The sequence below is a fragment of the Alcaligenes nematophilus genome (assembly GCF_026344155.1).
Classification (GTDB): Bacteria; Pseudomonadota; Gammaproteobacteria; order Burkholderiales; family Burkholderiaceae_B; genus Alcaligenes; species Alcaligenes phenolicus.
In genome coordinates this window covers 64125-78836 of record NZ_JAPKMZ010000007.1, presented here as the reverse complement: position 1 = coordinate 78836, position 14712 = coordinate 64125, and the positions used below count along the sequence as shown (strand labels likewise).

Below are 14712 nucleotides of genomic sequence, written 5' to 3'. Positions count from 1 at the left end.
GTATCAATTTATCATTTCCGAGCACAGGAGCGACCCGATAGCTACTCCGTTTTACGCAACTTCCGCCACAAGGTACTACGGCTAATCCCCAGCCGCTGTGCCGCCAAGGCGCGGTTGCCACCACACTCTTCCAGTACTTTGGCCAGATGCTCTTGTTCACTGCGCTCCTGCTGATCACGCAAGGCTGGCAAGGCGGGCTCGCTCACCACGGCCCGCAACTCAGGCGCAATATCTTCCAGCACCACAGCCTGATCGCCTTGCACTGTGCCCAGGACCATCAAGCGTTCGATCAGGTTTTCCAGTTCGCGAATATTGCCCGGCCATGTGTAGTGGCGGCCTAGTTCGAGCAGCTCCGCCATCCACTGCGAGTTGAGCGTGATTGCACCACCCAGACGTTGGGCAACCTTGGCCAATAAATGCTCCACCAACTCCGGCAAGTCCTGGGTGCGCAGACGCAAAGGCGGCAAACGCAGCACCAGGATGTTCAGTCGATAAAACAGATCCTGGCGGAACACGCCTTCTTTAACCTGCGCGGCCAGATCGCGGTGAGTAGCCGCAATCACGCGCACATCTACCGGCGTTGGCTCAATCGCCCCGATACGCAGCACTTCTTTTTCTTGCAGCACACGCAGCAAACGGGTTTGTAGCGGCAAGGGCATTTCGCCGATCTCGTCCAGAAACAGGGTGCCGGTGTGGGCCGCTTCCACCAGCCCCACCTTGCCACCTCGACTGGAGCCGGTAAATGCCCCCTCCACATACCCGAACAGCTCGCTTTCCAACAGGCTGTCCGGGAAAGCCGCGCAGTTCACGGCCACAAAGGGTTGCGCGCGTCTGGCGCTGGCGCTGTGAATGCCTTGAGCCAGCAATTCCTTGCCTGTGCCGCTTTCACCAATAATCAAGGTTGTGGCTGTACTTTGGGCGCAAGCCTGGGCTTGAGCACGCAGCTTGCGCATGGGCGAGCTTTGCCCCACCAGATCAGATAGCTCGTAACGGGCATGACGCGATGCGGCTTGCTGACTGCGTGAACGCAAGCTGCGGTCCAGTCGTTGAATCGCTGCCGGGTCCTGGCAAAGTAGCACTGCCCCGCTCAAGCGCCCCTGCTCCAGAATCGGCATACGGGTCACGATCGCGGTACGTCCACCTACTTGCTGCACCGTATCCAACTGCACCTCCAGACTGCGCAGCGTGCCAGCCAGATCCAGCTCGGGATACAAGGAACCCAAACGACGGCCAATCATGGCTTGAGCCGGTTGGCCCAACCAGGCTTCCATCGCCGGGTTCACGGTTTCAATCCGCTCGTCCCTGTCCACTGACACCACGCCGTCACGCAACTGCGCCAGAATCGTATTCAAGCGATCCCGGCGAGCAGCCTCAGCGCGAGCCACACGAGCCAGTTCGATAGCGGATTCCAGAGCCTGTCGCACCGCTCCTTGTGAATACAGCAACACGCCTTCCATCTGATTCTCGCGCGCCAGATCCACCACCAGACCGGGTGCCAGCACCCACTCCACTCCCAACTCTTTCAAATCCTGGACACAGCTACGCGCATCAGCCTCGCTGCGATAGCTACGTAACTCCACAGGCAGATCAAAACGCTGCACGAACTCCATCAGCTCCAGCGGCATTTCACCATAGGTCACCACCGCTTTGCGCTCTGCCTGTGCCGAGGCCAGACTGCCCATAATGTCGAAGCCACCGGGATGGACCAACACCACCGGCAAGTCCAGATGTTCGCGCAAATAACTGCCGTTGGAACCGGCAGACACCAGCACGTCAATTTCGCCTGTTTGTCGCAAAACCTGCACGGCCTCCACGGCCTCTCCATAGGCCTTGTCCACAATCAGTATTTCGGCCTGAGCGCGAAACTGCGGCACCAGCTCTTCCAATAGAGAACGCAGTCCATGCAGGCCAAAAGCTACCAGACGCAGACGCGCAGGCGGGGAGGAAGGATAAGGCATATGGTTTCACCCGGGCTTCAATAATGCGACACTGTTTCAAATTACGTTTCAATATTGAAACACAAAACAGGAAAAGACAATATTCCTGGAAGGGAGCGACGACATCACACCACGCGAGAAATCCCCGCCTCCTCTGGGTTCAGGCTTTTCATCGCCCCCATATTTGAACTTGGCACAGCATTTGCTTTAGTAGAACCAACCCATCGCAGCACTACGCTGACGACATTTTTATATCTTGTGATCTGGAGCCCCAAATGAGCCAAAACCAACTGACATCGGCAGGCGCCCGTTTCCGCCAGGCCCTACGTGAAGAACAGCCTTTGCAAATCATCGGCGCCATCAACGCCAACCACGCTTTGCTGGCCCAACGCGCCGGCTACCGCGCCATCTACTTGTCGGGTGGCGGTGTCGCGGCTGGCTCTTTGGGTTTGCCTGATCTGGGCATTAACACGCTGGACGACGTGCTGACCGACATTCGTCGCATTACCGATGTGTGCGATCTGCCTTTGATGGTGGACATTGATACCGGCTTTGGCGCTTCGGCCTTCAACATTGCCCGCACGATCAAAAGCCTGATCAAGTTCGGCGCTGCCGCTTGCCACATTGAAGATCAGGTTGGCGCCAAGCGTTGCGGTCACCGCCCCGGCAAAGAAATCGTCAGCACTGGTGAAATGGCCGACCGCGTGAAAGCCGCTGTTGACGCCCGTACCGATCCCGAGTTCTTCATCATGGCTCGTACAGACGCGATTGCCGTCGAAGGCGTAGACGCTGCTCTGGAACGTGCCCAGGCTTGCGTGGAAGCAGGTGCAGACGGCATTTTTGCTGAAGCTTGCTACGACCTGGACACCTACCGTCGCTTTACCGAAACGCTGGATGTGCCCGTGCTGGCCAACATTACCGAGTTCGGTCAAACCCCATTGTTCACGGTGGAAGAGCTGGCTTCGGCCAATGTCGCCATGGTGCTCTACCCCCTGTCTGCCTTCCGCGCCATGAACAAGGCCGCCGAAACTGTCTACCAGGCGATCCGTCGTGACGGACATCAAAAAAATGTCATCGATTTGATGCAGACTCGTGAAGAACTGTACGATCGTATCGGCTACCATGCTTACGAGCAAAGCCTCGACAAGCTGTTCCAGAAAAACAAGAAGTCCTGAGCCACCACAGGCTCCCACCCGGCCCCTTGACTGGGCCGTCGCGCGGGTAATACCCCATTCAGCAGCCAGCCTCGTGCTGGCTGCCCAGCAACCAGGAGACCTTTATGAGCAGTACTGAGAACACCCCTAGCACTGGCTTCAAGCCCAAGAAATCTGTTGCCCTGTCTGGCGTTGTTGCAGGCAATACCGCCTTGTGCACGGTCGGTCGCAGTGGCAATGATCTGCACTACCGCGGCTACGATATCTTGGACCTGGCCCAGGCTTGCGAATTTGAAGAAGTGGCTCATTTGCTGATCCACGGCAAACTGCCCAACCGCGACGAACTGCGCGCGTACAAACAAAAGCTCAAGCGTCTGCGTGGCCTGCCTCTGGCCCTGCAAACCGCGCTGGAAACCCTGCCTGCCCACAGCCACCCCATGGACGTGATGCGTACTGCCGTGTCGGTTCTGGGCTGCGTGCTGCCTGAAAAAGACGACCACAACCTGCCCGACGCACGCGACATCGCCGACCGTCTGATGGCTTGCCTGGGTTCGGCCCTGCTGTACTGGTACCACTACAGCCACAACGGCGAGATGATCGACGTACAGACCGACGACGACAGTATCGGCGCGCACTTCCTGCACCTGCTGCACGGTGAGAAGCCATCGGCCGAGTGGGAAAAAGCCATGCATGTCTCGCTGAACCTGTACGCCGAGCACGAGTTCAACGCCTCCACCTTTACCAGCCGCGTTATCGCCGGTACAGGTTCGGACTTCTACTCCGCGATTGCCGGTGCGATCGGTGCCCTGCGCGGCCCCAAGCACGGTGGCGCAAACGAAGTGGCTTTTGAAATCCAGAAGCGCTACGAGAACCCCGATCAGGCTGAAGAAGACATCCGCAAGCGCGTGGAAAACAAGGAAGTCATTATTGGCTTCGGTCACCCCGTCTACACCATCTCCGACCCACGCAACGAAGTGATCAAATCGGTGGCCAAAGAGCTGGCCGTGGCCGATGGCAACACCCGCATGTTCGACATTGCCGAACGTCTGGAAAGCGTGATGTGGGAAGTGAAGAAAATGTTCCCCAACCTGGACTGGTTCTCGGCCGTGTCCTACCACACCATGGGTGTCCCTACTGCCATGTTCACGCCTTTGTTCGTGATCGCGCGTACGGCTGGCTGGGCGGCTCACATCATTGAGCAGCGCGTGGACAACAAGATTATTCGTCCTACCGCCAACTACATTGGCCCTGAAAACCAGAGCTTTGTGCCTCTGGATCAGCGCCCATAAGTCACAGATCCTGGGCTATTATTTGCCTGTGATCTAACCCACACGGCCCCGCTGCATTGCGCACGCGGGGCCGTCTTGCTGGTGACTTCCATGCTCTCTGAATTTGTACGCTACGCCCTGCCGCTGGCCGGCACCTTGATGATTGCCTGTGCCTTGACCAGTCTGGTCTCCGGCGCTTATTTACTGCTTTTCAATCTGCGCCGCAGCAACCAGGTGTTGCGTCATCCCTATCTGGATCAGTACCCCTGGGAAAAACTCAGTTTTTCGCTGAAGGCAGGCGTACTGCTGGATTATTTTTTACGTCTGAATTTCCCCAAACGCCAAAACTCGCTGTTTGGCAATGCCAACCGGCTACTCAAGCACGTGCAACCCGATGATGTCCCCATGGGCATCAAATGGCCCCTGATGGGGCTGTGGGGCGGCTGCTTTCTGGGCATGATCGCCATGCTGGCTGTTTGGATTCTGATCGCCCTGCACTCCAACCCCACTTGAAGGAGTCTGCCATGACTACCGAGATCCACCACGACCCGCAAGCGCGTCTGTTTTACTGCGACATTGAAAACCGCCGCAGCGTGATCGAATACGAACTGGACGATGCTGTCATGAGCATCACCCACACCCGTGTGCCGCCCGAGCTGGAAGGCCGCGGCATTGCGGGGCAACTGACCCGCTTCGCATTGGAAACGGCAAAAAACCAACAGTGGAAAGTGCGCCCCGTTTGCAGCTATGCCGTGGTCTATTTCCGCCGCCACCCTGAATACGCCGACTTGCTGGCCTGAGCCCGGCAATATTCAGGTTCCCGTAAGTCTTATATAAGATATAAGACCATTGCTTCGCTGCGCGCTTCAAATTACAATTGGGGCAACACGCGATTTATTGCATTTTCATATCAACCATTTACCGATAGGCACCCGCACTATGCTGGACTCTTACCGCGAACATGTTGCCGAGCGCGCTGCTCTGGGCATTCCCCCGCTGCCTTTGTCGGCTCAGCAGACCGCCGAGCTGATCGAGCTCATCAAGAACCCACCTGCCGGTGAGGAAGCATTTCTGGTCGACCTGCTGACGCACCGCGTCCCCGCCGGTGTGGACGATGCTGCCAAAGTGAAAGCCTCCTACCTGGCCGCCATCGCGCTGGGCACAGAAACCTGTGCTTTGATCAGCCGCGAGCGTGCCACTGAGCTGCTGGGAACCATGCTGGGTGGCTACAACATCAGCCCGCTGATCGATCTGCTGGATTCGCCCGAACTGGGCCAGATCGCCGCTAACGGCCTGAAAAACACCCTGTTGATGTTTGACTCTTTCCACGACGTTCAGGAAAAAGCCGAAAAGGGCAATGCCTTTGCAAAAGAAGTGCTGCAAAGCTGGGCCGACGGCGAGTGGTTCACCAGCCGTCCTGAAGTTCCAGAAAGCCTGACCGTGACCGTTTTCAAAGTCACCGGCGAGACCAACACGGACGATCTGTCCCCCGCCCCTGACGCCTGGAGCCGCCCGGACATTCCGCTGCACGCTCTGGCCATGCTGAAGAACCCACGCCCAGGTATCGAACCTGAAGAGCCCGGCAAGAAAGGTCCTGTCAGCTTTATCGAATCCCTGAAAGAAAAGGGCCACCTGGTTGCCTACGTGGGCGACGTGGTCGGTACCGGTTCTTCGCGTAAATCGGCCACCAACTCCGTGTTGTGGTTCACCGGCGAAGACATTCCTTTCGTTCCCAACAAGCGCTTTGGTGGCGTGTGTCTGGGCAGCAAGATTGCTCCTATCTTCTACAACACCATGGAAGATGCCGGCGCTTTGCCTATCGAACTGGACGTTTCCAAAATGGAAATGGGCGACGTGGTGGAACTGCGTCCCTACGAAGGCAAGGCCTTCAAGAATGGCGAACTGATCTCCGAATTCCAGGTCAAGTCCGACGTCCTGTTTGACGAAGTGCGCGCCGGTGGCCGTATTCCCCTGATCATTGGCCGTGGCCTGACCACCCGTGCTCGCGAAGCACTGGGTCTGCCCCCAACCACCCTGTTCCGCCTGCCACAAAGCCCTGCCGACTCCGGTAAAGGCTTCTCCCTGGCCCAGAAGATGGTTGGCCGTGCTTGCGGTCTGCCTGAAGGCCAGGGCGTGCGTCCCGGTACCTACTGCGAACCACGCATGACCACCGTTGGCAGCCAGGACACGACTGGCCCAATGACTCGCGACGAACTGAAAGACCTGGCTTGCCTGGGCTTCTCGTCCGATCTGGTAATGCAGTCCTTCTGCCACACCGCTGCTTACCCCAAACCTGTTGACGTTAAGACTCACCACGAACTGCCTGCTTTCATCAGCACACGCGGTGGTGTTTCCCTGCGTCCAGGCGACGGTATCATCCACTCCTGGCTGAACCGCATGTTGTTGCCCGATACCGTGGGCACTGGCGGCGACTCGCACACCCGTTTCCCTATCGGCATCAGCTTCCCCGCTGGTTCCGGTCTGGTGGCCTTTGCCGCTGCTACCGGTGTGATGCCTCTGGACATGCCAGAATCCGTGCTGGTGCGCTTCAAGGGCGAAATGCAGCCCGGCGTCACCCTGCGTGACCTGGTTAACGCCATTCCTCTGTACGCCATCAAGCAAGGCTTGCTGACCGTTGAGAAAGCCGGCAAGAAGAACATCTTCTCCGGTCGCATTCTGGAAATCGAAGGTCTGCCCAACCTGAAGATCGAACAGGCTTTCGAGCTGTCCGACGCTTCGGCCGAGCGCTCCGCTGCTGCATGTACCGTGCGCCTGAGCAAAGAGCCCATCATCGAATACCTGAACAGCAACATCACGCTGCTCAAGTGGATGATTGCCAATGGCTACGAAGACGAGCGCACTATCTCCCGTCGTATCAAGGGCATGGAAGCCTGGCTGGCCAACCCGGAACTGCTGGAGCCCGATGCAGACGCTGAATACGCCGCTGTGATCGATATCGATCTGGCTGAAATTCACGAACCTATCGTGGCTTGCCCGAACGACCCAGACGACGTGAAGACGCTGTCCGACGTGTCCGGCACCGTGATCGACGAAGTGTTTATCGGTAGCTGCATGACCAACATCGGTCACTTCCGTGCTGCCTCCAAGCTGCTGGAAGGCAAGCGCGACATTCCAACCCGTCTGTGGGTCGCTCCTCCGACCAAGATGGACCAGCAACAACTGAGCGAAGAAGGCCACTACGGCGTTCTGGGCGTAGCTGGTGCTCGTATGGAAATGCCCGGTTGCTCGCTGTGCATGGGTAACCAGGCACAGGTTCGCGAAGGCGCCACCGTCATGTCCACCAGCACCCGTAACTTCCCCAACCGTCTGGGCAAGAACACCAACGTGTTCCTGGGTTCGGCTGAACTGGCTGCCATCTGCTCGCGTCTGGGCCGCATCCCGACCCGCGAAGAGTACCTGGCCGACATGGGCGTTCTGCAAGCCAATAGCGAAGACATCTATCGCTACATGAACTTCGACCAGATCGAAGAGTTCAAGGAAATTGCTGACTCCGTAGGTCTGTAAGCCCTAGCGCTTGCAAAAAACGCCTTCGCCGCTTCATGCGGCGAAGGCGTTTTTCTTTGCCTGTTTGAAATGACTTCCCTCTCAAGAGGCCTGTAAAAAGCCTGTTCAGCACAGCCCGCCCGTCGCTAAAGGTGCACTCACTCACGCTTATCTGCCCACGGGTATACCCCTATCATCATTGTGGTTACTCCTTATGTACGGCCAGTGTTCGAATCGCATATAAAGCTGAAAGCAAACTGAAAGAAGACTGAAATAAAGCTGAAAACACATCAGATTGCTGCAGTTTGCTCTCGAACGCTTACAGCCACTTCGGAGACACACCTCATGAGAAACAGGATCAAAAAAAGCACCGCGCCTCAAGCACAAACTGGCGCATCCCGGCGCAAGTTCCTGAGCGGTGCTGCAGCCGGCACCGCGGCTGCAGCAACGATGGGCTTTCCTGCCATCGCTCGCGCGCAGGGTCCCATCAACTTCCGCTTCCAAAGCACTTGGCCCACCGTCGACATCTTCCACGAATTCGCTCTTGATTTCGCCAAGAAGATCAACGACATGACCGGTGGAGATCTGAAAATCGAAGTTTTGCCGGCAGGGGCTGTTGTACCGGCCTTTGGCCTGCTGGATGCCGTCTCCAAGGGAACGCTGGACGGGGGCCACGGCGTGCTGGGTTACAACTACGGCAAGCAGAACGCCCTGGCCTTGTTTTCGTCAGGACCGGCCTTCGGCATGGACGCCAATATGGTCCTGGCATGGCACAAGTATGGCGGTGGCAAGGAGCTACTGGCCAAGCTGTACGATGCCATCGGTGGCAATGTCGTCTCCTTCCTGACCGGCCCGATGCCCACGCAACCGTTCGGCTGGTTCAAAAAGCCCATCACCAAGACTGAAGACCTCAAGGGTCTGAAGTTCCGCACTAATGGCCTGGCTATCGACCTGTTCACTGAAATGGGCGCGGCCGTCAATGCTTTGCCGGGCGGTGAAATTGTTCCGGCACTGGACCGCGGCCTGCTCGATGGTGCGGAGTTCAATAACGCCGCCTCGGACCGCGCTCTGGGCTTTCCGGACGTGTCCAAGGTCTGCATGTTGCAAAGCTTTCACCAGGCCTCGGAAACCTTCGAGATCATGTTCAACAAGGACAAGTACAACGCCTTGCCGACACAGCTGAAAGCCATCGTCGACAACGCCGTGGAGGCCGCATCGGCCGACATGTCCTGGAAGGCGGTGGACCGTTATTCGCAGGACTACCAACGCCTGCAAAAGGAAGACGGCGTCAAATTCTACAAAACGCCCGACACCATCCTGCAGCAACAACTGGTCGTGTGGGACCAGATCGTTGCCAAGAAGGCCGAAACCAACCCCCTTTTCAAGGAAATCGACGCATCGCAACGAGCGTTCGCGGCACGCGCCATGGCGTGGGACATGGACACCAACAATAACCGCCGTATGGCCTACAACCACTACTTCGGTCGCAAGGCTCCCCAAGCAAAGAGCTGACCCCTAACGGCAATTGCACTGCGTCATCCCGTCCAGCCGGATGTGGATGACGTCTCCTTCCCCACTCCAGGCCGGCCGCGCCCCAAGCCGCAGCCGACACGCATCAGACCCTTTCCGCGCTAGCAAGGTGAACCTACCATGCAGAAAATTCTGGTCTTTATCGACCGGTTCAATACGTGGATAGGCCAGTTGTTCGGCTGGCTAGTCCTGGCATTGACCCTGTTCGTTTCCTTCGAGGTCTTCTCTCGATACGTGCTCTCCAACCCGCACGCCTGGGCCTTTGACATGATGAACATGCTGTACGGTGGCCTGTTCATGATGGCCGGTGCCTACACGCTCTCCAAGAACGGCCATGTACGCGGGGATGTGCTGTACGGCTTTTTTCCACCCCGTCTGCAGGCAGCCCTGGATCTGATCCTGTACATCCTGTTCTTCATCCCTGGTGTGGTCGCCATGTTCTGGGCCGGTTACTACTTCGCAGCCGAGTCCTGGGCCATCACGGAGCACTCCAATATCACGGCCAACGGACCGCCCATCTACCCGTTCAAGGCCATCATCCCGCTGGCCGGCTTCTGCCTTCTGCTGCAAAGCTTCGTGGAAATGGTGTACTGCGTACGCTGCCTGCGAAACGGAAAATGGCCTTCGCGCGACAAGGACGTTGAGGAAGTCGATGTCGACAAGCTCATGGATATGGTGGACGTCAAAAGCGATGACATTGAGAAACTGGATGCCTTTGTCACAGGCGACGGCAAGAAAGGGAGTCCAACATGAGAAAAGAAATCTGGTTCGGGCTCACCATACTGATCGGCATTGTCCTGAGCATTGCCATCTTCATGCCAGCGCCAGCAGACATGAGCAACGGCCATTTGGGCCTGCTCATGCTGGCCCTGATTGTCGTCACCATCATGCTGGGCTTTCCCACTGCCTTCACCCTGATGGGGATGGGGGTGATCTTTACCTGGCTGGCCTATCGCGACATGGGCACGCAGCAAGCAATCCAGCAGACCCTGGACCTGATGGTTCTGCGCACCTACGCCGTCATGACCAACGACGTGCTGATTGCGGTGCCTCTGTTCATCTTCATGGGTTACCTGGTTGAACGCGCCAACCTGATCCAGAGCCTGTTCCAGGGCATGCACCTGGCCATGGCACGAATTCCAGGTTCGCTGGCTGTAGCCACCATTGCCACCTGTGCCATCTTTGCCACGGCCACGGGCATTGTGGGGGCAGTGGTGACTCTGATGGGGCTACTGGCCATGCCCGCCATGCTGCGAGCGGGTTACAGCGTGCAGCTAACGGCTGGCTCCATTACCGCTGGGGGCTGCCTGGGCATTTTGCTGCCCCCCTCCGTACTCCTGATCCTGTACGGCGCCGTCGCGGGTGTCTCGGTCGTGAAACTGTATGCCGGGGCCTTCTTCCCCGGCCTGATGCTGGCCGTCCTGTACGTGGTGTACGTCATCATTCTGGCCAAGCTCAAGCCCAGTGTCGCGCCTCCGCTTTCCGCGGAAGACCGGATCGTGCCTCTGCCAGCCTTCGCACAAACCATCAAGGAGACCATTACAGACCGTGCTGTACCCGGCCTGATCAACGCCATGAAGGGGCCTCGCAACGTCGACGTGCCCATGAAGCTGCTGGTCAAGAATCTGGCCGTGGCCTTGCTGCCCGCTGTGATCTTCATCGCTGTCATGGGCTTTAGCTACCAGTCGGTCACTGCACCCAAAGTAGCCGAGCACTACGAGCTGCAGGAAATGGGCGGCGGTTTCAATAACTTCGACAGTGACTACAGTGGCGGTGGGCTGGCAGAACCTCCGGGTGCTGGCGGTTTATCCGAACCTGAAGGCAGCGAGCCACTCGTGGCGCTGGGTGCCAGCGAACCGGGCGCAGAAGCTCCCGCAGCTGCAGCAGAGGCAGCCGAAGAAACCACTACGGCAGAGCGCCAAGCCGCGCCAATGACATTCTGGATCTTTCTGATCGTGGGCAGTCTGGCCTTGTTGTGCTACTACGCCATGCTGAACTTCGCACGGCTGGAAATCTTCAAGATGCTGCTCAGTTCCTTCTTTCCGCTGACCATGCTGATCCTTGCCGTACTGGGCAGTATTATCGTTGGCCTGTGCACTCCCACCGAGGCGGCGGCCTTGGGTGCCTTGGGCGGCATCCTGCTGGCCTTCGCCTATCGCCGCTTGAATTTCTCCATGGTGCGCGAATCGGTGTACCTCAGCGCCAAGACCAGTGCCATGGTCTGCTGGCTGTTCGTCGGTTCCAGTATTTTCTCGGCCGCCTTCGCCCTGCTGGGTGGTCAGGAACTGATCAATGGCTGGGTGCTGTCCATGGATCTGACCCCCATTCAGTTCATGATCCTGGCGCAGATCGTTATTTTCCTGCTGGGTTGGCCGCTGGAATGGACAGAGATCATCATCATCTTCATGCCCATCTTCCTGCCACTGCTGGCGCACTATCAGATCGACCCCCTGTTCTTCGGCCTGCTCGTCGCCCTGAACCTGCAAACCGCATTCCTGTCACCACCGGTTGCCATGTCGGCTTTCTACCTGAAGGGCGTCTCGCCACCCCATGTCACCCTGAACCAGATTTTCCTGGGCATGATGCCCTTCATGGGTATCCAGATCCTGGCGATCATCATCCTGTACCTGTTCCCTGGCATCGGCCTGTGGCTACCTAGCGTGTTGTACTGATCGCAACCTGCCAACATCGGACCGGGCCCGGCGCCTCCCCCGCTATCACAGGGGAGGCGCCGGGTGCATGGAGGCGGCACCTCGCGTACATGCCTGATAAGTCACAAATTATCGCCAGCCTCTATTTTGCAAGCACCAGAACTCTACCAGCCATCCCCTAGGGGCTACCCTCATTCACACACCCCGGTCGTGGCAAAGGGTAAACTAGCTTGTCCCTCTCTCGGTTTTGTATGTCCATGTCGCAACTCAATTCCAAACTGCTCGCCCAACAACCCAAAGAAATCCAGCGTCTGATCAATTACACCGACGCACTGGTACGTTCCGGCTCGCAGATCGAAGATCGCTATTGGCAAGGGCTGACCGCTCAATTGCTGGACAAGCTCTATAGCGGGCGCCGCAATACAGCGGTTGAACAGACACTGGAACTGCTGGGCAGCCAGCAACAAAACCAGCATTACGAAATCCTGATGGAACTGGCCGAGTCCCACGCCGAATGTCAGCAAATCGAGCATGACGGTGTGCTGTACGACGCCCTGCTGTTTTCGGCCCCGCTGACCGCCTGGACACGCTATCAACTGCCCCAGGGAGTATTGAAACCCCAGCAACACAAGGAACTGGAAGAGGCCTTGCGCGCCACGGTTCTGGCCGAAGGCACAATGTGCGCCCTGCTGCCCAATCTGGTCAATTACGACGAGATGCCGCAGACCTACCAGCAGGCTTACGCCTGGACGCGCAGCCTGACTGCGCAAGCTCTGGGCCGCAGCCAGGAGCCTGCTCCACTGAACAAACCCGAAGAAGCCAGCAGCCTGTTGGCCGACGCCCGCTTTCTGATTGGTGTGGTTATGGCTCCGGTCGGTCAGCCCCTGTTTCGCTGGCAACAATCCAGCGACAATCTGCAAGCCGACCACCTGCGCTGGGTAGAGCAATGGGTGGAGCGTTACTCCGCCATCGTCACGCCGTTGTTTACCGGCTGCCAGCTGCAGTTTCTGGCTCCCAACGCTTATTACGTCAATAACCGCGAGTCGGACCGCGAGATTCGCCCACTGGCCCTGAAGGCCGGTATCACCTGGCTGCAAACAGCCGTGAAGCTCTCGCCCGACCATTTGCGTGCGGTCATCGTTGCTTGCGGTGAAGAACAAGTCGAAGAATATCGCGTGGGCTTTAGCACCATTTCCTCGCCCACCGTGATTTATGGCTGTATCTGGCCTGTATTGAGCCAGGAAGAGGCCGAGTCCTCTTTCCACAGCGACGACCATATCGACATTCCGGACGTGATTGCCGCCCTGCTCAGCACCCTGGGTCTGGTCCAGATTCAGCGCCTGCCCGGCCTGCACTCCACCGAGACCTGCGACGATTGCAACGCGCCCTTCTTCCCGGACATCAACGGCGAGATGCAGCACCCGGAACTGCCGGACGAAATCGATCTGGACCCCGTACAGCTGCACTAAATTGAACACCGCTACTGCTTCCCAACCTGTATCCATAGACCTGTTTTGCCGTGTTATCGACAATCTGGGGGATATAGGCGTGTGCTGGCGGCTGGCCCGTCAGTTGGCGGCCAAACCCGAGGTCGCCCAGCTACGCCTGTGGGTAGATGATCTGCACAGCTTCAGCCGTATCCAGTCCGAAATTCAAAGCGAACGGCAAAGCCAGCAACTGCAGGGCGTAGATATTGAGCATTGGCACAACGCGCGCCAAGATTACCCCGTAGCACATCCCTTCGTGATCGAGGCCTTTGCCTGCGAACCGCCCGAAGCCATGACACGGCAACTGACGGCAGATAGCCATGTGTGGATCAATCTGGATTACCTGAGCGCCGAACCCTGGGTACAGGGCTGCCACGGCCTGCCCTCCCCACAAGCCGGTGGTGCGAACAAATATTTTTTCTTTCCCGGCTTTGTCCCGCAAACAGGGGGGCTGCTGCGTGAAAGCGATCTGCTGGCCCGTCGCGATGCCTTTCAACAGGACGATGTCGCCTACCAGGCCATGCTGAGTCGTCTGGGCGTGGCGCAGGAGCACATTCAAGCTCTGCTCCAGGGCGAGATGCAGCAAATGTTCCTGTTCTGCTATCCCGATGCGCCCGTCCTGGCCCTGCCCGAAGTGCTATCCACGCTAAAGCAGAAAACCCTGCTGCTGGTGCCCGAGTCTGTTGCCCAAGGTATCCCGGATCTGGAGCAAGGCCACTTGCAAGTTCAGCGCATCCCCGCTGTGAATCAGGCCGATTTTGATGCCCTGCTCTGGCGTAGCGCGCTGAATATTGTGCGTGGCGAGGACTCCCTGGTACGCGCCATCTGGGCCGCTCAGCCCATGCTGTGGCAGCCTTACGTACAGGAAGAACAGGCCCATCTGGACAAGCTGCAAGCCTGGCTGGATACCAGCAATTTGCCCGAGCCGGTTCAAGCCCTGCATCTGGCCTGGAGCAGTGCCGATCAGGCCGGTGCCGTCACTGCCTTGAGCCGCTGCCTGGACTCCAAGGTGTTGCGTCTATGGCAACAAGAAGCCCGTGCTTATAGTGGAAAACTGGCCGAACAAGCCGATTTGGCCAGCAGTTTGCTGAGTTTTTACACCCAAGTCGCCCGAAAACGCTAAAATAACGGATTACCTCTTAAAAGCTCCCTGACACTGCGTTTGGCGGAGCCTGTCCCAT

11 protein-coding genes are annotated in these 14712 nt (G+C 58.0%); 10 read left to right on the top strand and 1 reads right to left on the bottom strand.

From position 1 onward, the window contains the following. Nucleotides 1–41 precede the first annotated feature (41 nt). The gene (gene prpR / locus OSH04_RS17505) at nt 42–1958 is read right to left on the bottom strand and encodes a propionate catabolism operon regulatory protein PrpR (protein ID WP_115634097.1); all 1917 of its coding nucleotides are present in this window, start codon (nt 1956–1958) and stop codon (nt 42–44) included. Between the two features lie 254 nt (nt 1959–2212). Here prpR and prpB point away from each other — a divergent pair, with 254 nt between their 5' ends. The 10 genes from prpB (at nt 2213) to earP (ending at nt 14654) form a co-directional block, all read left to right on the top strand. Continuing rightward, complete coding sequence (prpB, locus tag OSH04_RS17500; RefSeq protein WP_083054012.1) at nt 2213–3112, top strand: methylisocitrate lyase; 900 nt, start codon at nt 2213–2215, stop codon at nt 3110–3112. A 104-nt stretch (nt 3113–3216) separates the two neighbouring features. Next, on the top strand, nt 3217–4380 hold the full coding sequence (gene prpC / locus OSH04_RS17495; protein ID WP_009457712.1) for a bifunctional 2-methylcitrate synthase/citrate synthase: 1164 nt from the start codon (nt 3217–3219) through the stop codon (nt 4378–4380). A gap of 90 nt (nt 4381–4470) precedes the next feature. After that, nucleotides 4471–4872, top strand: coding sequence for a hypothetical protein (locus tag OSH04_RS17490; RefSeq protein WP_035270831.1), 402 nt, complete (start codon nt 4471–4473; stop codon nt 4870–4872). Nucleotides 4873–4883: 11 nt separating this feature from the next. Beyond that, entirely contained in the window at nt 4884–5159 is a 276-nt protein-coding gene (locus OSH04_RS17485) for a GNAT family N-acetyltransferase (RefSeq protein ID WP_009457716.1), read from the top strand. Nucleotides 5160–5298: 139 nt separating this feature from the next. Further along, the gene (gene acnB, locus OSH04_RS17480; RefSeq protein ID WP_022983544.1) at nt 5299–7884 is read left to right on the top strand and encodes a bifunctional aconitate hydratase 2/2-methylisocitrate dehydratase; all 2586 of its coding nucleotides are present in this window, start codon (nt 5299–5301) and stop codon (nt 7882–7884) included. Between the two features lie 324 nt (nt 7885–8208). After that, nucleotides 8209–9375 (top strand): TRAP transporter substrate-binding protein, encoded by a 1167-nt coding sequence (locus OSH04_RS17475; RefSeq protein WP_009457721.1) that lies wholly within the window; start codon nt 8209–8211, stop codon nt 9373–9375. 138 nt (nt 9376–9513) lie between these two features. Further along, entirely contained in the window at nt 9514–10146 is a 633-nt protein-coding gene (locus tag OSH04_RS17470) for a TRAP transporter small permease subunit (RefSeq protein WP_266108948.1), read from the top strand. Next, nucleotides 10143–12065, top strand: a complete 1923-nt coding sequence (locus OSH04_RS17465) for a TRAP transporter large permease (RefSeq protein ID WP_060185716.1) — start codon at nt 10143–10145, stop codon at nt 12063–12065. The genes OSH04_RS17470 and OSH04_RS17465 overlap by 4 nt, the downstream gene beginning before the upstream one ends. Before the next feature lie 236 nt (nt 12066–12301). Continuing rightward, complete coding sequence (locus OSH04_RS17460; protein WP_009457724.1) at nt 12302–13513, top strand: DUF2863 family protein; 1212 nt, start codon at nt 12302–12304, stop codon at nt 13511–13513. 1 nt (nt 13514) lies between these two features. Then, nucleotides 13515–14654, top strand: a complete 1140-nt coding sequence (gene earP / locus OSH04_RS17455) for an elongation factor P maturation arginine rhamnosyltransferase EarP (protein ID WP_266108947.1) — start codon at nt 13515–13517, stop codon at nt 14652–14654. Nucleotides 14655–14712 lie beyond the last annotated feature (58 nt).

What these genes read in the sequence shown, in the direction of transcription:
- prpR (WP_115634097.1), bottom strand. Translation starts at nt 1,958, where the DNA reads ATGCCTTATCCTTCCTCCCCGCCTGCGCGTCTGCGTCTGGTAGCTTTT.
- prpB (WP_083054012.1), top strand. Translation starts at nt 2,213, where the DNA reads ATGAGCCAAAACCAACTGACATCGGCAGGCGCCCGTTTCCGCCAGGCC.
- prpC (WP_009457712.1), top strand. Translation starts at nt 3,217, where the DNA reads ATGAGCAGTACTGAGAACACCCCTAGCACTGGCTTCAAGCCCAAGAAA.
- OSH04_RS17490 (WP_035270831.1), top strand. Translation starts at nt 4,471, where the DNA reads ATGCTCTCTGAATTTGTACGCTACGCCCTGCCGCTGGCCGGCACCTTG.
- OSH04_RS17485 (WP_009457716.1), top strand. Translation starts at nt 4,884, where the DNA reads ATGACTACCGAGATCCACCACGACCCGCAAGCGCGTCTGTTTTACTGC.
- acnB (WP_022983544.1), top strand. Translation starts at nt 5,299, where the DNA reads ATGCTGGACTCTTACCGCGAACATGTTGCCGAGCGCGCTGCTCTGGGC.
- OSH04_RS17475 (WP_009457721.1), top strand. Translation starts at nt 8,209, where the DNA reads ATGAGAAACAGGATCAAAAAAAGCACCGCGCCTCAAGCACAAACTGGC.
- OSH04_RS17470 (WP_266108948.1), top strand. Translation starts at nt 9,514, where the DNA reads ATGCAGAAAATTCTGGTCTTTATCGACCGGTTCAATACGTGGATAGGC.
- OSH04_RS17465 (WP_060185716.1), top strand. Translation starts at nt 10,143, where the DNA reads ATGAGAAAAGAAATCTGGTTCGGGCTCACCATACTGATCGGCATTGTC.
- OSH04_RS17460 (WP_009457724.1), top strand. Translation starts at nt 12,302, where the DNA reads ATGTCGCAACTCAATTCCAAACTGCTCGCCCAACAACCCAAAGAAATC.